Raw genomic sequence first — 18175 nt, forward strand, 5'->3', positions numbered from 1 at the left:
TCAGAGCCCTTTCCGGCAGGAAAGGGCTCTGACCCCTGCGACGCGTCAGCGCTTGGCCGCCGTGGCGTCGTTCTGCCCGCTCACCAGCGTCCAGCCCACCACGTCCTGCGCCAGCTGCTGCAGGCCGCGCTCGAACGCGGCGGCCACGGCTGGCACGTCGGTGCTGCCCACCGGCTGCGATTGGCGGAAGGTGCGGTCGGCCACCACGCGCTGGTCGGCGACGTGGATCAGCTTGGCGTTGACTTCGATCACCACGGTTGGCGTAGCCTGGCCCTGGTAATCCGATTCAAATCGGCGCACGTCGGTGGACAGCTTGTAGTCGGCACGGATGCCGGCGGCCACGCGGGCCACGCCACGGATGCGGCCGGAATCCTCGAACCCGCGCAGCAGGGTGTCTTCGATCATGTCGGTGGCCGGCTGCGCCCAGCTGGCACCCTTGTAGATCTCCATCTGCGACGGTGTGGGGCGCACATTGATGCGCGGGCTGTCGACCATGCGCGCGGCGCTGGGCTTGGCCAGCACCAGCTGCCAGCTGGCCTGCGGCCACGCCGGGTCGGCCTTCACCTGCACGGCGGGCGAGTACAGCGTCACCGCGGTCTTCTCGCTGCTGCCAAGAATGGAACAGCCGCCCAGCAGGGAGACCATCGAAGCGGCCAGCAGCAGGCGCGGAAGGGTGGTCGGGCTCATTTGGGTTCGAACTCCTTCGGTGCGTCGCGGCCCAGCAGGTAGCGCGCGGGATTGTTCTCGAGACGGTCGCTGACCCGGCGCAGGTCGCGGATCAGGCCGCGCAGTTCGGTCAGCGTCGGGCCCAGCTGGCCAAGGCCATCATTGGCGAAGCTGTTGATCGCGGCGCGGTTCTCGCCGAGGATCGAATCGGCGTTGCCAGCGGCCGAGTCGAGCTTGGCCAGGGTAGCGTCGAGCTTGTCGATGATGCCCGGCAGCTGCTGCACCAGGTTCTTGTCCAGGCGCTCGATGGTGCCGTTGGTGGTCTTCAGCGTGGTGTCCAGGCTGCGTGCGGCATCGCGCGCGCTGAGCAGCAGTGCCTGGGTGCCTTGGTCACGGTCGGCCAGGCCGCCGCTGATCGTCTCCAGATTGGCCAGCGTGGCGTTGATCGAGGCCACGTTGCGGTCGCTGAGGATCTGGTCCATGCGCTCGACGATGCGGTTGGCGACGTCGGTGATGTTCTGCAGCGCGGAAGGGGTGGTCGGGATGATCGGTGCCGGGTCCTTGTTGACCGTGGTCAGCGCCGGTGACTGCGGCGTGCCGCCACTAAGCTGGATGATCGACGGGCCGGTCAGGCTGGTGATCGCCAGCTTGGCGCGGGTATCGGTCTTGACGGGTGTCGTCGAGTTCAGGCGGATGCGCGCGACCACCTGGCGCGGGTCGTCCGGCACCAGGTTCAGTTCGGTGATCGAGCCCACCGCGATGCCGTTGTACTGCACCGGGCTGCCCACCGACAGCCCGGTCACCGCTTCGCGGAAGACCACGCGGTATTCCTGCCAGGTGCGGTCGGAGGAGTATTTGGCCGCCCACAGGCCGAAGGCCAGCAGGGCCAGGCCGGTGATCAGGGTGAACGCGCCGATCAGCACGTAGTTGGCTTTGGTTTCCATGGCTCAGGCACTCTCGATCTGTTCGCCACGCGCGGCGCGCGCGCGGGGTCCGTGGAAGTATTCCTGGATCCACGGATGATCCAGTTTCTCGATGTCCGGCAGCGGCGCGTTGGCCACCACCTTGCGGTCGGCCAGCACGGCGACGCGGTCGCAGATGGCGTACAGCGTGTCCAGGTCGTGGGTGATCAGGAACACGGTCAACCCCAGCGCTTCCTGCAGGGTCTTGATCAGGCGGTCGAATGCCGCCGCGCCGATCGGGTCGAGGCCGGCGGTGGGTTCGTCCAGGAACAGCAGCGGCGGATCCAGCGCCAGCGCCCGGGCCAGGCCGGCGCGCTTGCGCATGCCGCCGGACAGCTGCGAGGGCAGCTTGTTGATCGCGTCGGCGGGCAGGCCGGCCAGTTTCACTTTCAGCAGCGCCAGTTCGTAGTGCCAGCGTTCGGGCAGTTCGCGATGGTGTTCCTTCAGTGGCACCTGCACGTTCTCGCCCACGGTCAGCGACGAAAACAACGCGCCGTCCTGGAACAGCACGCCGGTGTTGCGCTCGATGTGCAGGCGGCTCTCGGCATCGTCGGCACGCGCATCGCGGCCCAGCACTTCGATCCGGCCCTCGTCGGGCGTGCGCAGGCCAAGGATCGAGCGCATCAGCACCGACTTGCCAGTACCGGAGCCGCCGACCACGCCCAGGATCTCGCCGCGGCGCACGTCCAGGTCCAGGTCTTCGTGCACGGTCTGGCTGCCGAAGCGGTTGACCAGGCCACGCACGCGGATGGCCAGTTCGTGGCCGTCGCCATCGTGCATGTCGAGGGTTTCGGGGAGGGCGGATGTGCTCATGTCACCAGTCCATGTGCATGAACCACAACGCCGCGAAGGCGTCGATGATGATCACCAGCGAGATCGTCTGCACCACGCTGGAGGTGGTGCGCTCGCCGACCGACTGCGCGGTGCCCTCGACCTTCAGTCCTTCCAGGCAGCCGATCAGGCCGATCACCAGCGCGAACACCGGCGCCTTCGACAGGCCGACCAGCATGTGCCGCACTTCCATCGTCTCGTGCATGCGCGCGATGTACATCTTTGGCGGGATGTCGAGGTCGAACGCGCCCACGGTGATGCCGCCGGCCAGGCCGGCGACCATCGCGATGAAGGTCAACAGGGGCAGGGTGACCAGCAATGCCAGCAATCGAGGCAACACCAGCAGGTCGACCGGGTCCAGGCCCAGCGTGCGCATCGCATCGATTTCCTCGCGTGCCTTCATCGCACCGATCTGCGCGGTGAACGCACTGGCGGTGCGGCCAGCCAGCACGATGGCGGTCAGCAGCACGGCAAACTCGCGCAGGAAGGCGATGTTGACCAGCTCGACCACGTAGATCTCGGCGCCGAAGTCACGCAGGATGGTCGAGCCGAGGAAGGCGATCACCGCACCGACCAGGTAGGACAGCAGCGCCACCAGCGGTACCGCGTCCAGCCCCACCTGCTCCATCTGGTGCACGGTGGCGGTCAGCCGGAAACGGCGGGGTTCCTTGACCAGCCGGGCCGCCTTGACCAGGTTCTCGCCGAGGAAACTGCACAGCGCCTTGATGTTGTGGCCGGTGGTGTGGACGCTGACGCCCAGCCGTTCCAGCGCGGCCAGCACGCCGAAATCGCGCTTGGGCTTGGGCCGGTCGTCGGCCACTTCCTCGATGGTGCACACCAGCGCCTGGTGGTCCGGGCGGAACTGCAGTGCGTCTTCGTGCAGATCGGCACGATGTGCCACGCGCAGTACCTGCAGCACGCCAGCCGAATCCAGCTGTTCGATACCGGTGGCATCGATGCCGGTTAGCGTATCGGGAACGCCGTGCAGGACCTCGGCCGCGGCCAGCGCGGTCTTCAAGGTCCAGGTGCCGGACAGGCGGATCAGGCCCGGGTCGTGGGCATCCTGTTCGAGCTGGGGGGCGTGGTTCGGGGTCACTTGGGCCATTCGGGTCGCAGCATAACCGTTCTGTATCGGGCTTCGCGTCGAACTCGGATGAATTTCTCCGGTGGGCCCAGCGTAGGTAATACTACGGCGCATGTCCGCAGACGCTCACACGATCCCCACGCCCCAGGCTACCTACGCACAGCGCGTGGCCTTTGTTTCCGAGATCGCCGGACGCCTGCACAGCTATGGCACCACGGCCCAACGCCTGGAAGCGGCGGTGGTGGCACTGGCCCGCCAGCTCGATCTGGATTGTGAACCGTGGTCGAATCCCACCGGTATCATCCTCAGCTTCAGCGATCCGGCGCAGGCGATCGGCTCCAGTGACATCACCCGCGTGATCCGCCTGGCGCCCGGTGAGAACGACCTGCACAAGCTCAGCGTCGCCGACCATATCGCTGAGGAAGTGTCCAACGGGCGGATGAGCATCGCCCAGGGCCATACCGCGCTGCGCCAGCTGGACAAGGATCCGGGCCGACGCGGCAAGCTGCGCACCATCCTGTCGTTCAGCCTCGGCGCGGCCGGCGTGGCGGGTATGTGGAAGCTGCCGTGGCTGGACATTGCCACGGCCGGTGTCATCGGCCTGATGATCGGCCTGCTCGGCATGGTCACCGACCGCCGCCCGGCCACCCGCGAAGCCGCCGAGGCACTGGCCGCGCTGCTGGCCGGCTTGGTCGCCACGCTGGTCGCATCCTTCATCGGTGCGCTCAACCTCAACACGGTGATCATCGCCTCGCTGGTGGTGCTGCTGCCCGGCATGTCGCTGACCAATGCGGTCAACGAGCTGGCCAGCCAGCACTGGGTGTCGGGGACCGCGCGCTTTGCCGGCGCGCTGACCACCATCATGAAGCTCAGCGTCGGCGCGATGATCGCGGTGACCCTGGCCGACGTGTTGGGGCTGGACCCGGTGGTCCGCGCCACGCGGCCGCAGGGGCCATGGGTGGAGTGGGGCTCGCTGCTGACCGCAGCCTTCGCCTTCGCGATGCTGTTCAAGGCCAACCGCCGCGATTACCCGTGGGTGATCGCCGCCTCGGTGGCCGGTTATGCGATCTCCAAGTTCGGTGGGCACGCCTGGGGCGCGCCGGCCGGCATTTTCCTGTCGGCGATGCTGCTGACTGCCGGTGGCAATCTGTTCGGCCGCCTGGTCGGGCGTCCGGGCGCGATCATCCGCCTGCCGGGCATCATCATGATGGTGCCCGGCAGCACCAGCCTGCGCGGCGTGCTGACCCTGGTCCAGCAGCAGGACGTGGGGGCCGGCCAGAGCGTGTTCCTCACCGTGCTCAACGTGGTGATGGCGCTGGTGGCCGGCCTGCTGTTCGGCAACCTGCTGATGCCCGCTCGCAAAACCCTGTAATCGCCCTCTGGGCTGCTTCCTGTGGGTGTGGACCGTTGGTCCACACACCTTTCCGGGACATGAAAAAACGCCGGCGTTCGCCGGCGTTCTTCAGTGCATCCCGATCCGGCCTCAGGCCTTCTTGATCAGGAAATCTTCCGGCTTCTTGTTGCCCTTGGCGGTCAGCTCGGCCATCCAGCGCGGCTGCTTGCCGCGGCCGGTCCAGGTTTCCTTGGGGTTGGCCGGGTTGCGGTACTTCGGGGCCACCTTGCCCAGCTTGCGGCCGGCGGTCTTCGACGGGGCCTTGGCAACCTTGGCGACCTTGCGCGCGCGCGGGGCCGGGGCGTCGCCGAACAGTTCCTCGATGGTGTAACCCTCGGTCTTGGCCAGCTTGGTCAGCTGGGCGCGAACCTTGGTGATCGGCCGGCGCTTGGCGACGATGGTCTGCTGCTTCTTCGCGGTGCGGATCAGGGCGCCCAGTTCGCGCGCCGACAGGCCGGTCAGGTCAATGCTCATTTACGGTTACTCCGGAAACTAATAAGTGGACGGGACGAGCCAGTCCATGGCGTCGGCGGACAGAATAGAGATGAATTAATCCAAGCACAAATGCAGGAAGGACATGCCGTGGCGGCATGCCGACGCTGTTGCGGTGATTTTGACCGGATTATGTCCGCTGCAATATTGGCCCGCGCTGGCGCAGGCAAAAAAAAGACCGGGGCAGGCCCCGGTCTTTTCATGTCAGCCCTGCAGTCGCTGCAGCAGGGTCGCCTTGTCCAGGCTCTCCGCGTCGCTGGCGCGGCGCGAGCGGTACTCGTAGGTACCGCCGGCCAGGCCGCGTTCGCTGACCACCACGCGGTGCGGAATGCCGATCAGTTCCATGTCGGCGAACATCGCGCCCGGGCGCAGGCCGCGGTCGTCGAGTGCAGCATCCAGGCCCGCGTCGCGCAGCTCCTGCAGCAGGGTGGCAGCGGCGTCGGCCACGGCTGCATCGCCCTTCGGGTTGATCACGCATACCACCACCTGCCACGGTGCCATCGCATCCGGCCAGATGATGCCGGCATCGTCATGGTTCTGTTCGATCGCGGCAGCCACCACGCGCGAGATACCGATGCCGTAGCAGCCCATCGCCATCACCGCCGCCTTGCCGTTTTCATCCAGCACGGTGGCATCCAGCGCTTCGGCGTACTTGCGGCCGAGCTGGAACACGTGGCCGACTTCGATGCCACGGGCGATCTTCAGTTCACCGCCGTCCACGGCACGGTCGCCGGCACGCACGTTGCGGATATCGGCCACTTCCGGTTCCGGCAGGTCGCGGCCCCAGTTGACGCCGGCCAGGTGGAAACCGGCCTCGTTGGCACCAACGACGAAGTCCGCCATCGCCGCCACTTCGCGGTCAGCCACCACGCGGATGGCCTTGGCCGGGGCGACCGGGCCGAGGAAGCCCGGCACGCTGCCCAGGTACTCGGCGATTTCTGATTCGCTGGCGAAGCGCTGCTCGTCCAGGCCGGCAACCTTGGCCAGCTTGATCTCGTTGACCTCGTGGTCGCCACGCACCAGCACCAGTACGAACTGCTGCGCCTCGCCTTCGCCGGCGATCAGCGCCACCGACTTGACGGTGCGCTGCAGGTCGATGCCGAGCAGTGCCGCGACGTCCTCGCAGGTCTTCTGGGTGGGGGTTTCCACCTTGCGCATCGCTTCGGTGGCGGCCGCACGCGGCGCCGGATCGGCGGCAATGGCCGCTTCCATGTTGGCCGCGTAATCCGAGCCGGTGGAGAACACCAGGGCGTCCTCACCGGAATCGGCGATCACGTGGAACTCCTGCGACGCATCGCCGCCGATCGCACCGGAGTCCGCCTGCACCATGCGGAAATCCAGGCCGAGGCGGGTGAAGATGCGGCTGTAGGCCGACTTCATGTTCTCGTACTCGCGCACCAGGCACTCATCGTGCAGGTGGAACGAATAGGCGTCCTTCATCAGGAATTCGCGCGAACGCATCACGCCGAAGCGCGGGCGGATCTCGTCGCGGAACTTGGTCTGCACCTGGTAGAAATTCACCGGCAGCTGCTTGTAGCTGGACAGCTCGCTGCGCGCGAAGTCGCAGGCCGCTTCTTCGGCGGTCGGGCTGTAGCAGAACACCTGGTCCTTGCGGTCCTTGATCTTCAGCAGCTGCGGGCCGAACTTCTGCCAGCGGCCGGTCTGCTCCCACAGTTCCTTCGGCTGGATGGTCGGGATCTGGAATTCCACGGCACCGGCCCGGTCCATTTCCTCGCGCACGATGCGCTCGACCTTGCGCAGCACGCGCAGGCCCAGCGGCGACCAGGTGTACAGGCCCGATGCCAGCTTGCGGATCATGCCCGCGCGCAGCATCAGCCGGTGGCTGGTGAGCTCGGCGTCGCTGGGGGTTTCCTTGGTGGTGTGCAGGTGGAACTGGGAGAGGCGCATCGTCGGCTTCGGATAACGGCAGAGACCTCTATTCTGCCAGCCCGGCCGGGGGGAGGGGTATCGGCAGGGCTGCGCCCTGCACCCGCCTGAAGCAACGTCAACAGCAACAGCGGGCTTCCTGTGGGATGGCGGGGTGGGTCCGGTGGCAGGGGACGCCGTAAACCCACAGTGCCCTGCCATCCCCCAGGAAGCCGCTCTGGCATTTGACGTTGCCCTTGCTGTTGCCTCTGCGGGTGCAGGGCTGCAAGCCCTGCCGATACCCTCACTGTGCTGGGCAGTAGGCCTTGATGGCGGCTTCGGCCAATCCCCTCTGCGCGGTGTGCTGCTCCGGGGTCAACGGAGTATCGGGCTTGCCATCGCCATCGGTGTCCTGCATCACCTGGCCACCACCATCCAACAGGGCCAGGTTGGCCCGGGCCGTGCTGCACTGCTCGGGGACCGGCGCGGCCGGGGTCTCGGTGCTGGTCGTGGCCTGCGGGGTGCGGGCCTGTTCGCGGGTCTCGAACTTCTTGCCCGCCGGTGGGGTCTCCGAGTACTGGGTTACGCCATTGGCGTCCTTCCATTTGTAGACGGGGCCGGCCACGGCGTTGGCACTGGCCAACAGCAGCAGGCATCCAAGGCAGGACAGGGCACGCATGGCAAACTCCACGGAATGGGCGCAGAACGCCGATTGCAGCATTGGCGCCGACCGCTGGCAAGTCGATTAAACTGGATTCCATGGACCCGATCACACCGCCGCCGCGCTCGCGCACGATTTACCTGCTGCCCAACCTGTTCACCACCGCCGGCCTGTTCGCCGGTTTCTACGCGATCATCGCCGCGGCCAACGGGGATTTCGTCAATGCCAGCATCGCCGTGTTCGTGGCGGCGGTGATGGATGGCCTGGACGGGCGCGTGGCGCGCCTGACCGGCACCAGCAGTGAATTCGGCGTGCAGTACGACTCGCTGGCCGACCTGGTCAGCTTCGGCATGGCCCCGGCGCTGGTGATGTACCACTGGTCGCTGTCGTGGCTGAAGTTCGACGATCCGCTGCTCGGCCGCGTCGGCTGGGCCGTGGCCTTCCTGTATGCGGCCTGCGCGGCACTGCGCCTGGCCCGCTTCAATACCCAGGTGGCGGTGGTCGACAAGCGCTGGTTCGTCGGCCTGGCCAGCCCGGCTGCAGCGGGCCTGATGATGTCCTTCGTCTGGGCGTTCGCCGATGGCAACCTGGGCTGGGACGGCAACCAGCTGCGCTACGTGGCGCTGGCGGTGACGATCATCGCTGCACTGCTGATGGTCAGCCGCATCCGCTTCTGGAGCTTCAAGGGCGGCGGTGCCAAGGGTACCCGTTCGGACCGCGTGCCGTTCCTGGTGCTGGCCCTGGTGCCGGTGGCCATCGCCATTGCGGTCATCGACCTGCCGCGCGTGCTGTTCGCGGTCGGCATCCTGTACGCCTTGTCCGGCCCGGTGATGTGGGCCGTGCAGCGCCTGCGCAAGAAGCCCGAGGCCGCGTGAGCCAGGACCTGCCCGTGCTGTGGTCACCGGCCCAGCAGGCCTGGCTGCAGGCCATGGGTTACACCGTCTATCACGACGGCCAGCTGGCCACCGAGCTGGATGCCGCGCTGCAGCTGAGCGTGGCCGAAGCCGAGGCCAGCGTCGCCGCGCCGGAACCGGTGCGGGCCCCCGTGCTATCGCGCGAACCGCATGCCGGGCCGGCGCCCGCAGCCCGGCAGGAACGCCCGGCACCGCCGGGCCGCGAAACGCCGGTCAGCGCCCCGGATACCGTGCCGGCGTCTCAGCGCCCGATGCCCAGCGGCAACGCACGCCAGCCGGTGGTCCGCCTGCCGGATCGCCTGCAGATCGCGTTGCTGCGTGCGTCCGGCTGCAACCCGAACGACCCGGCGACGCAGCGGCTGATGGAAAGCTGGCCGCTGGACCAGCTGCGCCGCGACCCAGCCGCCAAGCGTGCGTTGTGGCCGCAGTTGCGTGCCCTGCGCAAGCGGGGCACGCCATGAGCGCGGTGACCCGGCCCGGCCCGGTCAGCCTGCGCGCGCTGCGCGAGAGCGACCTCAACGCCGTGATGGCGATCGAGCTGCGGGGCTACCCTTTTCCCTGGACCCGCGGCATCTTCATCGACTGCCTGCGCGCCGGCTATCCCGGCCTGGCGATGGAGCGCGATGGCCTGCTGATCGGCTATGGCGTGCTCAGCATCGCCGCCGATGAAGCGCACGTGCTGAACATCTGCATCGATCCGCTGGCGCAGTCGCGCGGGCTGGGGCGCCAGCTGCTGCGCGCGCTGGTGCAGCTGGCCGCCGACCGCGGCGCACAGCGCGTGTTCCTGGAAGTGCGTCCGTCCAACACGCCGGCGCTGGCGCTGTACCACAGCGAAGGCTTCAACGAGATCGGCCGCCGCCCGCGCTACTACCCGGCTGCACAGGGCCGCGAGGATGCGGTGGTGATGGCGATCGAACTGGTCGACGGCGACCTGCAGGCAATGCCGCCGCTGTAACGGGGAATGGTTGCCGGCCAGCGGCCGGCGCGCCCGATGCGCCGCTCACGCCAGCCGCAACGCCAGCACACCGCCGACGATGAGCGCCGCTGCCAGCCAGCGCGCACGCGGTATGCGTTCGCGCAGCAGGAACACCGAAATCAGCAGCGCGAACAGGATCGAGGATTCGCGCAGCGCCGAGACCATCGCCACCGGCGCCTGGGTCATCGCCCACAGGGCCATCCCGTAAGAGGCCGTGGTGCCGACGCCACCGGCCAGGCCCAGCGGCCAATGCTGCCGCGCATAGTCCAGCACCACGCCGCCGCGGGTGTACAACGCCCACAGCGGCAGCGGAATGCCCGACAGCAGGAACAACCACAGCGTGTAGCTGAGCGCGCTGCCTGACTGCCGCGCGCCTTGCGCATCGACCAGGGTGTAGGTGGCGATCATTGCCGCGGTCAGCAGCGGCAGGCGCAGCTGGCCGCCACGCGCCCCCAGTGCCATGCACAGGATGCCGGTGCTTACCAGCACCACGCCCAGCCACGCTGCGGCGGGCAAGGCCTCACCGAGCAGGGTGCCCGCCAGTGCGACCAGGATCGGCGCGCTGCCACGCATCAGCGGATAGGCCAGGCTCATGTCGACCTGCTGGTAACAGCGTGCGACCAGCCCGTAATACGTCACCTGCAGCAGTACCGACGCGCCGAGCCACGGCCAGCTCCGTGCGGCCGGCAAGGGCAGGAAGCCCAGGGCGGCGGCCGACAACAGCGCGGCACTGCCGGTGACCAGCACCGTGCCAAGGAACTTGTCCGGTCCACGTTTGACGATCGCATTCCAGCTGGCATGCAGCGCGGCTGCGGCGAGAACCAGCAGGAAGATGGAAAGCGGCATCCGGTGATGATGCCATGCCGGGGAAATGGAAACGCCGGGCATTGCCCGGCGTTTCCGATGCCGCTTCGGTGGGTGCCAACCTTTCCCGCCGTGGTAGGTGCCAACCTTGGTTGGCACGCACCAGAGCGCGGCGCTTACAGCTTGGCGCGCTGCTCGCGCAGGCCGGCCAGCTGGGTGTTCCAGTCGACCAGGCGCACGCGCTCCTGCTCGACCACCGCCGGTGGCACCTTGTCGGTGAACCTGGCCAGCTTGGTCTCGCTCTTTTCCTTTTCGGCTTCGACGCGCGCGATTTCCTTGTCCAGGCGCACACGCTCGGCATCGAGATCAACCAGGCCTTCCAGTGGCACCAGCAGCTTCAGCTCACCCACGATCGCGGCGGCGGCCGGCGGTGCGCTTTCGCCCTCGGCCAGCCACTGGATGCTGTCCAGCTTGAGCAGGAACGACAGCGAGGCGCTGAAACGTTCGATGCGCACGCGATCCTGCTCCAGCCCGGCCTGCAGGCGCAGCGGCACCTGCCTGGACGGGGCGACGTTCAATTCGCTGCGCACGCGACGCACTGCACTGATCACCGCCTTCAGCCATTCCACGTCGGCCTCGGCCTGGGCGAAATCGCCTTCGAATTCGGTGGCGGTCGGGTACGGGCGCAGCGACAGCGTGGTCTCGGCCAGGCCCAGGCGCGGCGCCAGCTGCTGCCACAGCTGTTCGGTGATGAACGGGGTGAGCGGGTGCAGCAGGCGCAGCAGCGCTTCCAGCACGTACAGCAGGGTGTGGCGGGTGCTTTCGGCGTCGGCGGCGTCGGCACCGTTCAGTGCCGGCTTGCTCAGTTCCAGGAACCAGTCGCAGAACGCGTTCCAGGCGAACTCGTACAGGCACTGCGCCAACAGGTCGAAGCGGTAGGCGGCGAAATGGCCCTGTGCCTCGGCGGTGGTGGCGGCCAGGCGCGAGAGGATCCAGCGTTCGGCATCGGTGCGCGGGGTCGGCACGCCGGTGAATGCAGCACCCTCGGTGTTCATCAGGGCGAAGCGGCTGGCGTTCCACAGCTTGTTGCAGAAGTTCTTGTAGCCCTCGGCGCGGTTCATGTCGAACTTGATGTCGCGGCCGTGGGTGGCCAGCGCGGCGATGGTGAAACGCAGCGCGTCGGCACCGTGGGCAGCAATGCCGTCCGGGAATTCCTTGCGGGTGGCCTTCTCGATCTTCTCCACCATCTTCGGCTGCATCAGGCCGCCGGTGCGCTTGGCGACCAGGTCGTCGATGGTGATGCCGTCGATGATGTCCAGCGGGTCGAGCACGTTGCCCTTGCTCTTGGACATCTTCTGGCCCTGGCCGTCGCGGATCAGGCCGGTGAAGTAGACGTCCTTGAACGGGATCTTCCCGACCAGGTTGTCGGTGGCCATGATCATGCGCGCCACCCAGAAGAAGATGATGTCGAAGCCGGTGATCAGCACCGACGACGGCAGGTAACGATCGAAGCCGCGCTCGGCCATGGCCTGCTCGTTCGGCCAGCCCAGGGTGGAGAACGGCCACAGCTGCGAGGAGAACCAGGTCTCCAGCACGTCGCTTTCCTGGTTCAGCACCACGTCGCTGCCCAGGTTGTTCTTGGTCCGCACTTCCTCCTCGCTGCGACCGACGTAGCAGCTGCCGGTGGCGGCATCGAACCATGCCGGAATGCGATGGCCCCACCACAGCTGGCGGCTGATGCACCAGTCCTGGATGTTGTTCATCCAGTGGCGGTAGGTGTTGATCCAGTTCGGCGGCACGAAGGCAATGCTTCCGTCCTCGACCAGTTCCAGGCCACGCTTGGCCAGGTCGTCCATCTTCACGAACCACTGGTCGGTCAGGTACGGCTCGATCACCTGGCCGGTCCGGTCGCCGCGCGGCACCTGCAGCTTGTGCGCCTTGGTCTCGACCAGGATGCCGAGGTCTTCCAGTTCGGCCAGCACGGCCTTGCGTGCTTCATAACGGTCCAGGCCCTGGAAGCGCTCGGGCGCGTTTTCGTTCAGCGCTGCCACCGGGGTGAACAGGTTGATCATCGGCAGGCTGTGGCGCACGCCGACTTCATAGTCATTGAAGTCATGGGCCGGGGTGACCTTGACCACGCCGGTGCCGAACGCGCGGTCCACGTAGTCATCGGCGATCACCGGCACGCGGCGACCGGTCAGCGGCAGCACCACGTTCTTGCCGATCAGGTGTGCGTAGCGCGTGTCTTCCGGGTGCACCATCACTGCGGTATCGCCCAGCAGGGTTTCCGGGCGGGTGGTGGCGACCACCAGGTAGTCGCGGGTTTCGCGCAGGGTTTCCACGCCGTCGGCATCGCGCTCGACGTGCTCGTAGCTCAGGCCGTCATCCAGCGTGTAGGCGATCGACCACAGGAAGCCGTCTTCCTCGGCGCTCTCCACTTCCAGGTCCGAGATCGCGGTCTTCAGCACCGGATCCCAGTTGACCAGGCGCTGGCCGCGGTAGATCAGGCCCTGCTCGTACCAGCGCACGAAGGCTTCGTTGACCGCCGCCGACGGCTGCGGGTCCATGGTGAAGGTGCTGCGCGACCAGTCGGCGGAGGTGCCGAGGCGGCGCATCTGGCGTTCGATGGTGTCACCGGACTGCTGCTTCCACTCCCAGACCTTGCCGATGAAGCCTTCGCGGCCCAGCGAATCGCGGGTCTCGCCCTTGCCCTCCAGCGCCAGGTTGCGGCTGACCACCATTTCGGTGGCGATGCCGGCGTGGTCGGTACCGACCTGCCACAGCGTGTCGTAGCCGCGCATGCGGTGGTAGCGCACCAGTGCGTCCATCAGGGTCTGCTGGAACGCATGGCCCATGTGCAGGGTGCCGGTCACGTTCGGCGGCGGCAGCAGGATGGTGTACGGCTCGCCCGTGCCGGACGGCTTGAAGTGGCCGGCCTTCTCCCAGGCCTCGTAGAGGTCGGTCTCGAAGGACTTCGGGTCGTAGCTGGAGGCGAGTTGGGTCATGCGGGGGAACCGGTAATCAAGGCGGAAGGGAGATCAGCGCGAACCGAGGGCGCGCCGGATCTTCTGGTCGGTGTGGTACTGGCTGACCGCGTAGGCGGCCCAGATGGCAGCAGGCAACCAGCCGATCAGGGTGATCTGCAGGATCAGGCAGACGATGCCGGCCAGCGGTCGGCCGATGGTGAAAAAAGACAGCCAGGGAAGAATCAGGGCGATCAGCAGGCGCATCAAGGGGTCCTCGCCGGGTTTACATGTCGTGCTTGTTCAGGTCGTAACCGGCGGCCTTGTACTGGCGCCAGCGCTCGCGCAATGGTTCGCGCGCTTCCGGATCGGCCGGAACCACCTCCAGCACGCGCTCGCACTGGCCCAGCCAGGGCTCGTCGCGCAGGTTGATCACCAGCGGGCGCGCCGGTGCCTCGGTGCCGGGCACGGCGATCAGCACCAGGGCCTCTTCCTCGTCCATGTCCTCGCCGGCGATCTGGTGCGGGATGTAGGCATCGTTGTCGAACGCCCACAGCAGCTCGTCCAGTTCCTCGGCCTGGGCCTGGTCACGGGCCAGCACCAGGGTGAACAGCCCGGCGTCATTGGCCTTGCGTGCCAGCTCGCAGACCAGGCGCAACGGCTCGGTCAGGAAGCGGGGCTTGGCAATCAGGTAGAAGTCGGCGCGGGGCATGGCAGGGTCCGGGTCAGGCAGGGGCCCGGCAGTGCCGGGCGAGGCCCTGGCCGGCGCAGGCCGGCCAGGGTCGGGTACGGCATCAGGCGCGGGCGGCCTGGTCCAGCAGCCACTGGCTCAGCAGGCCGACCGGGCGGCCGGTGGCCATGCCACGCTTGCCTTCATCGCTGGCCACGCCGGCGATGTCCAGGTGGGCCCAGCGCTGGCCTTCGGCGAAGCGCGACAGGAAGCAGCCAGCGGTGATCGCACCGGCCCAGCGGCCGCCGATGTTGTAGACGTCGGCGAAGGTCGAATCCAGCATCGGCTGGTACTCGTCCCACAGCGGCAGGCGCCAGGCGCGGTCGAACACGTGCTCGCCCGCGGCCAGCAGCTCGTTGGCCAGGTCGTCGTGCTTGCTCATCAGGCCGGCGGTCTGGTGGCCCAGGGCGACCATGCAGGCACCGGTCAGGGTGGCGACGTCGACCAGCGCGGCCGGCTCGAAGCGCTGCGCGTAGGTCAGCGCGTCGCACAGGATCAGGCGGCCCTCGGCGTCGGTGTTGCCGACTTCGATGGTCTTGCCCGACATCGAGGTGATCACGTCGGACGGACGGTAGGCGTTGCCGTCGATGGCGTTCTCCACCGCCGGCACCACCACCACCAGGTTCAGCGGCAGCTTGGCCTTGACTGCGGCGACGAAGGTGCCGATGACGTTGGCGCCACCGCACATGTCGTACTTCATCTCTTCGATGCCGCCCTGGGTCTTCAGGTTGACGCCACCGGTATCGAAGGTGATGCCCTTGCCGACCAGCACATACGGCTTGGCGTCGCCGCCATTGTTCCACTTCAGCACGACCAGGCGCGGGCGGTTGGCCGAACCACGGGCCACGGCCAGCAGCGAGCCCATGCCCAGCGCTTCCATCTGGTGCTCGTCGAGGATCTCGGCTTCGGCGCCTTCGTGTTCGCCGGCGAACTTCACGCCCACTTCGGCCAGATAGGCCGGGGTGCAGTAGTTCGGCGGCAGATTGCCCAGTTCGCGGGCGAACTCGACACCGGCGGCGATGGCCTGGCCCTGGGCCAGCGCCTGGGCGTCGTCACCGGCCACGGCCAGCTGGGCCAGGCCGGCATCGTCGGCCTTCTTCTTGCCCAGGGTGGCGGTGTAGCGGTAAGCGGCGTGATCGGCGGCAATCACCGCCTGGCGGATCGCCCAGGCCGCGTCGCGGTCCTTGATGGCTACTTCGGACAGGGTGAACAGTGCGCTGCGGGCAGCACCGGCCTTCAGCGCGCGCACGGCGTCGCCGATGGCCTTCAGGTATTGCGGCACGCCGAAACGGGCGGCTTCGCCGAGGCCGACCACCAGCACGCGCGGGGCAGACACGCCCGGCAGGTCGTGCAGCAGGGTGGTGACGCCGGTCTTGCCGGACAGGTCGCCGCGCTGGGCCAGGGCGGCCAGGCGGCCACCACTGGCGGCGTCCAGGGCCTGCGCAGCCGGAGTCAGGGTATGGTCGGCATACGCGCCGACCACCAAGCAATCAACGGTGGCGGTGGCCGGAGCAACGTGGTTCAGGGTGAATTCGAGGGCCATTGAGCAGATTCCATTGGCGAGTCCGTACAATCGCAGGCCGTTTACGCCCAGACAGTAGACTGGGCGGCACCGCGAACGAACCCCAGAGTTTAAACCACCGCCCCATGCTGAAGCTCGACCGATACCTGCTGGGCGATTTCGTCCAGAGTTTCCTGGCTACCCTGATCGTCCTGCTGGTGGTCAGCGTGGGCGGCGTGCTGGTGGACATCCTTGGCAACATTGCCGACGGGCGCCTGCCGGCCAAGCTGCTGTTCTCCCAGCTGGGCCTGCAGTTCATCGCCTACCTGCCGCTGATCCTGCCGCTGGCGCTGATGCTGGGCCTGCTGCTGGCCATCGCCCGCCTGTACCGCGACTCGGAGATGGCGGTCATCACCGCCATTGGCGTGGGGCCCAAGCGGCTGCTGCGGCCGCTGCTGATGCTGGTGGTACCGGTGGTGCTGCTGGTCGGCACCTGCTCGCTGTGGCTGGGCCCGTGGGCCGGCCGGGTGGCCGAGCAGATGATCATCGAGGCCAACCGCAGCGTGCTGATGGCCGGCCTGGAGCCGGGCCGCTTCACACCGCTGCCCAATGGCGGCGTGGTCTATCTGTCCTCGATCTCGCCCGACGGCACCGAGCTGGGCAAGGTATTCCTGCAGCGGCAGAAGGACGATCGCCTGGAAGTGGTGTCGGCCAACAGCGGCCGCATGTACTTCGAGGGCACCCGCCAGCGCTTCCTGGAGCTGGATGACGGCCACCAGGTGGAAGGGCCGGTGGCCGGCGCGCTGGACTACCGCCTGGCGACCTTTGCCCGCAACGATGTGGCCCTGCCCGATGGCGCACAGACCCGCACCGAGGACGACCCGGAACTGATGCCAACCCTGGAGCTGATCGGCGATGCGCGGCCGCAGGCACAGGCCCAGCTGCACCGCCGCCTGGCACCGCCGCTGATCGCGCTGGCCTTCGCCCTGCTGACCGTGCCGCTGGGCCGCAGCTCGCCGCGCCAGCAGCGCTACGGGCGCATGATGCTGGCGCTGCTGGCCTACATGGTAGGGACCAACCTGACCTTCATCGGCGCCGGCTGGATCGCCGACGGCAAGATTCCCGGCGCGCTTGGCCTGTGGTGGCTGACCCTGCCGCTGCTGGCATTGGCCATCTGGATGTACGTGCGTGATGGCCGCCTGGCCCGCACGAAGGGAGCCCGCGCATGAAGCTGCGCCCGATGCGTTTCGACTTCTACCTGGGTCGTGCGGTGTTCACCACCGTGCTGCTCACCTGGGCCGTGCTGACCGGCCTGGACGTGGTGATGGCCTTCTCCGGTGAGTTCAAGGACATCGGCAAGAACGGCTACACGCTGGGGCATGCTGCGGCGTGGGTGCTGTACACCGTGCCCCGCCGTGCCTACACCTTCTTCCCTACCGCGGCAGTGATCGGCGCGCTGATGGGGCTGGGCCAGCTGGCCGCCACCTCCGAGCTGACCGCGCTGCGCGCGCTGGGCCTGTCGCGCAAGCGCCTGAGCGTGTCGGTGGCGATCGCCCTGTCGCTGCTGACCGCGGTGATGGTGCTCAGCGCCGAGACGCTGGGGCCATGGGGCCAGGACCGCGCCGATGCGCTCAAATCCAGCGCCAAGTGGGGGCGGGATATCTCCACCACCCGCTATTCCGGTCTGTGGGCACGCGAGGGCGATACGTTCCTCAACGCGCAGAGCGGCGAGGAACAGCTGGTCGGTGACAAGGGAACCCGGTTGATCCTGCGCGACGTGCGTCTGTACCGCATCGCCGAGGATGGCCGGATTGCCTCGTTGACCCACGCCGCCACGGTCGAGCACGACAAGGACGGCTGGGCGCTGACCGGGGTGCGTCGAGACACCTTCGGCGAGCGCTCGGCAACCCGCCAGGAAGTGGCGCGTGAACCCTGGAACTCGAAGCTGGATCCTGCCGCGCTGGCGACCGGCATCGCCAAGCCGCGCAACCTGAGCGTAGCCGAGCTGAGCACCAGCATTGCCTACCGCGAGCGCAACGGGCTGGATGCGCGTGATTTCGAGGATGTGTACTGGAGCCGTTGGTTCTACCCGGTGAACGTGCTGGCGCTGTGCCTGGCGGCGGTGCCGTTCGCGTTTGGTTCGCTGCGCAGTGGCGGCATGGGCAAGCGCCTGTTCCTGGGCATCCTGTTCGCGCTGGGCTTCTGGCTGCTGCAGCTGTTCTTCGGCCGCATGGCCGGTGCGCTGAAGTTCGATTACCGCATTGCCTATGCGCTGCCACCGATCGTGATGCTGGCGGTGTCCGGCCTGCTGTTCCGGCGCAAGTCGGGCTGA

The 18175-nt window shown here is 67.7% G+C and carries 18 protein-coding genes; 6 read left to right on the forward strand and 12 right to left on the reverse strand.

What is annotated here, in order from left to right:
* Positions 1 to 45 precede the first annotated feature (45 nt).
* From B9Y82_RS01060 to B9Y82_RS01075, 4 genes are read right to left on the reverse strand one after another with little or no spacing between them, the layout of a single operon-like run.
* A complete protein-coding gene (locus B9Y82_RS01060) occupies positions 46 to 687 on the reverse strand; it encodes an ABC-type transport auxiliary lipoprotein family protein (protein WP_100471219.1) in 642 nt (213 codons plus the stop codon).
* Positions 684 to 1610 carry an MlaD family protein gene (locus B9Y82_RS01065; protein WP_057496696.1) on the reverse strand — a complete coding sequence of 309 codons (927 nt, stop codon included), beginning with the start codon at positions 1608 to 1610 and terminating at the stop codon, positions 684 to 686. The genes B9Y82_RS01060 and B9Y82_RS01065 overlap by 4 nt, the downstream gene beginning before the upstream one ends.
* Positions 1611 to 1613: 3 nt before the next feature.
* Positions 1614 to 2441, reverse strand: a complete 828-nt coding sequence (locus tag B9Y82_RS01070) for an ABC transporter ATP-binding protein (RefSeq protein ID WP_100471220.1) — start codon at positions 2439 to 2441, stop codon at positions 1614 to 1616.
* A 1-nt stretch (position 2442) separates the two neighbouring features.
* Positions 2443 to 3564, reverse strand: a complete 1122-nt coding sequence (locus tag B9Y82_RS01075; protein WP_100471221.1) for an MlaE family ABC transporter permease — start codon at positions 3562 to 3564, stop codon at positions 2443 to 2445.
* 91 nt (positions 3565 to 3655) lie between these two features.
* On the opposite strand from B9Y82_RS01075, the gene B9Y82_RS01080 reads away from it, so the two are divergent.
* The gene (locus B9Y82_RS01080) at positions 3656 to 4915 is read left to right on the forward strand and encodes a threonine/serine ThrE exporter family protein (protein ID WP_100471222.1); all 1260 of its coding nucleotides are present in this window, start codon (positions 3656 to 3658) and stop codon (positions 4913 to 4915) included.
* 111 nt (positions 4916 to 5026) lie between these two features.
* On the opposite strand, the gene B9Y82_RS01085 is transcribed toward B9Y82_RS01080, so the two are convergent.
* The 3 genes from B9Y82_RS01085 to B9Y82_RS01095 form a co-directional block, all read right to left on the reverse strand.
* Complete coding sequence (locus B9Y82_RS01085; RefSeq protein WP_005415203.1) at positions 5027 to 5410, reverse strand: H-NS family nucleoid-associated regulatory protein; 384 nt, start codon at positions 5408 to 5410, stop codon at positions 5027 to 5029.
* A 222-nt stretch (positions 5411 to 5632) separates the two neighbouring features.
* Positions 5633 to 7336, reverse strand: coding sequence for a proline--tRNA ligase (locus B9Y82_RS01090; RefSeq protein ID WP_100471223.1), 1704 nt, complete (start codon positions 7334 to 7336; stop codon positions 5633 to 5635).
* A 262-nt stretch (positions 7337 to 7598) separates the two neighbouring features.
* Complete coding sequence (locus B9Y82_RS01095; protein ID WP_100475149.1) at positions 7599 to 7973, reverse strand: DUF4124 domain-containing protein; 375 nt, start codon at positions 7971 to 7973, stop codon at positions 7599 to 7601.
* A gap of 80 nt (positions 7974 to 8053) precedes the next feature.
* Between B9Y82_RS01095 and pssA the strand changes: the two genes are divergently transcribed.
* The 3 genes from pssA to rimI are packed head-to-tail and all read left to right on the forward strand — an operon-like array spanning position 8054 to position 9824.
* The gene (gene pssA, locus B9Y82_RS01100; RefSeq protein ID WP_019660986.1) at positions 8054 to 8830 is read left to right on the forward strand and encodes a CDP-diacylglycerol--serine O-phosphatidyltransferase; all 777 of its coding nucleotides are present in this window, start codon (positions 8054 to 8056) and stop codon (positions 8828 to 8830) included.
* Positions 8827 to 9330, forward strand: a complete 504-nt coding sequence (locus tag B9Y82_RS01105; protein ID WP_100471224.1) for a hypothetical protein — start codon at positions 8827 to 8829, stop codon at positions 9328 to 9330. The genes pssA and B9Y82_RS01105 overlap by 4 nt, the downstream gene beginning before the upstream one ends.
* Positions 9327 to 9824, forward strand: a complete 498-nt coding sequence (rimI, locus tag B9Y82_RS01110) for a ribosomal protein S18-alanine N-acetyltransferase (protein WP_100471225.1) — start codon at positions 9327 to 9329, stop codon at positions 9822 to 9824. The genes B9Y82_RS01105 and rimI overlap by 4 nt, the downstream gene beginning before the upstream one ends.
* Positions 9825 to 9869: 45 nt before the next feature.
* Here rimI and B9Y82_RS01115 read toward each other — a convergent pair whose 3' ends face one another.
* The 5 genes from B9Y82_RS01115 to B9Y82_RS01135 all read right to left on the reverse strand — a co-directional run bounded on the left by B9Y82_RS01115 (position 9870) and on the right by B9Y82_RS01135 (position 15885).
* Positions 9870 to 10691 (reverse strand): EamA family transporter, encoded by an 822-nt coding sequence (locus B9Y82_RS01115; RefSeq protein ID WP_100471226.1) that lies wholly within the window; start codon positions 10689 to 10691, stop codon positions 9870 to 9872.
* A 134-nt stretch (positions 10692 to 10825) separates the two neighbouring features.
* On the reverse strand, positions 10826 to 13654 hold the full coding sequence (locus tag B9Y82_RS01120) for a valine--tRNA ligase (RefSeq protein WP_100471227.1): 2829 nt from the start codon (positions 13652 to 13654) through the stop codon (positions 10826 to 10828).
* A 33-nt stretch (positions 13655 to 13687) separates the two neighbouring features.
* Complete coding sequence (locus B9Y82_RS01125) at positions 13688 to 13879, reverse strand: YqaE/Pmp3 family membrane protein (protein WP_014035920.1); 192 nt, start codon at positions 13877 to 13879, stop codon at positions 13688 to 13690.
* A 19-nt stretch (positions 13880 to 13898) separates the two neighbouring features.
* Positions 13899 to 14324, reverse strand: coding sequence for a DNA polymerase III subunit chi (locus tag B9Y82_RS01130; RefSeq protein ID WP_005415211.1), 426 nt, complete (start codon positions 14322 to 14324; stop codon positions 13899 to 13901).
* Positions 14325 to 14406: 82 nt separating this feature from the next.
* Positions 14407 to 15885, reverse strand: a complete 1479-nt coding sequence (locus B9Y82_RS01135; protein WP_100471228.1) for a leucyl aminopeptidase — start codon at positions 15883 to 15885, stop codon at positions 14407 to 14409.
* A gap of 104 nt (positions 15886 to 15989) precedes the next feature.
* Here B9Y82_RS01135 and lptF point away from each other — a divergent pair, with 104 nt between their 5' ends.
* Both lptF and lptG read left to right on the forward strand, forming a co-directional pair.
* The gene (gene lptF / locus B9Y82_RS01140) at positions 15990 to 17072 is read left to right on the forward strand and encodes an LPS export ABC transporter permease LptF (RefSeq protein WP_100471229.1); all 1083 of its coding nucleotides are present in this window, start codon (positions 15990 to 15992) and stop codon (positions 17070 to 17072) included.
* A complete protein-coding gene (gene lptG / locus B9Y82_RS01145) occupies positions 17069 to 18175 on the forward strand; it encodes an LPS export ABC transporter permease LptG (RefSeq protein WP_100471230.1) in 1107 nt (368 codons plus the stop codon). Before lptF ends, lptG begins: the two co-directional genes overlap by 4 nt.

Origin of the sequence: Stenotrophomonas maltophilia (assembly GCF_002799155.1) — a bacterium.
GTDB classification, from domain to species: Bacteria; Pseudomonadota; Gammaproteobacteria; order Xanthomonadales; family Xanthomonadaceae; genus Stenotrophomonas; species Stenotrophomonas maltophilia_R.

Excerpts from the sequence above, each read along its gene's own strand:
- B9Y82_RS01060 (WP_100471219.1), bottom strand. The coding sequence starts at position 687 with ATGAGCCCGACCACCCTTCCGCGCCTGCTGCTGGCCGCTTCGATGGTC.
- B9Y82_RS01065 (WP_057496696.1), bottom strand. The coding sequence starts at position 1,610 with ATGGAAACCAAAGCCAACTACGTGCTGATCGGCGCGTTCACCCTGATC.
- B9Y82_RS01070 (WP_100471220.1), bottom strand. The coding sequence starts at position 2,441 with ATGAGCACATCCGCCCTCCCCGAAACCCTCGACATGCACGATGGCGAC.
- B9Y82_RS01075 (WP_100471221.1), bottom strand. The coding sequence starts at position 3,564 with ATGGCCCAAGTGACCCCGAACCACGCCCCCCAGCTCGAACAGGATGCC.
- B9Y82_RS01080 (WP_100471222.1), top strand. The coding sequence starts at position 3,656 with ATGTCCGCAGACGCTCACACGATCCCCACGCCCCAGGCTACCTACGCA.
- B9Y82_RS01085 (WP_005415203.1), bottom strand. The coding sequence starts at position 5,410 with ATGAGCATTGACCTGACCGGCCTGTCGGCGCGCGAACTGGGCGCCCTG.
- B9Y82_RS01090 (WP_100471223.1), bottom strand. The coding sequence starts at position 7,336 with ATGCGCCTCTCCCAGTTCCACCTGCACACCACCAAGGAAACCCCCAGC.
- B9Y82_RS01095 (WP_100475149.1), bottom strand. The coding sequence starts at position 7,973 with ATGCGTGCCCTGTCCTGCCTTGGATGCCTGCTGCTGTTGGCCAGTGCC.
- pssA (WP_019660986.1), top strand. The coding sequence starts at position 8,054 with ATGGACCCGATCACACCGCCGCCGCGCTCGCGCACGATTTACCTGCTG.
- rimI (WP_100471225.1), top strand. The coding sequence starts at position 9,327 with ATGAGCGCGGTGACCCGGCCCGGCCCGGTCAGCCTGCGCGCGCTGCGC.
- B9Y82_RS01115 (WP_100471226.1), bottom strand. The coding sequence starts at position 10,691 with ATGCCGCTTTCCATCTTCCTGCTGGTTCTCGCCGCAGCCGCGCTGCAT.
- B9Y82_RS01120 (WP_100471227.1), bottom strand. The coding sequence starts at position 13,654 with ATGACCCAACTCGCCTCCAGCTACGACCCGAAGTCCTTCGAGACCGAC.
- B9Y82_RS01125 (WP_014035920.1), bottom strand. The coding sequence starts at position 13,879 with ATGCGCCTGCTGATCGCCCTGATTCTTCCCTGGCTGTCTTTTTTCACC.
- B9Y82_RS01130 (WP_005415211.1), bottom strand. The coding sequence starts at position 14,324 with ATGCCCCGCGCCGACTTCTACCTGATTGCCAAGCCCCGCTTCCTGACC.
- B9Y82_RS01135 (WP_100471228.1), bottom strand. The coding sequence starts at position 15,885 with ATGGCCCTCGAATTCACCCTGAACCACGTTGCTCCGGCCACCGCCACC.
- lptF (WP_100471229.1), top strand. The coding sequence starts at position 15,990 with ATGCTGAAGCTCGACCGATACCTGCTGGGCGATTTCGTCCAGAGTTTC.
- lptG (WP_100471230.1), top strand. The coding sequence starts at position 17,069 with ATGAAGCTGCGCCCGATGCGTTTCGACTTCTACCTGGGTCGTGCGGTG.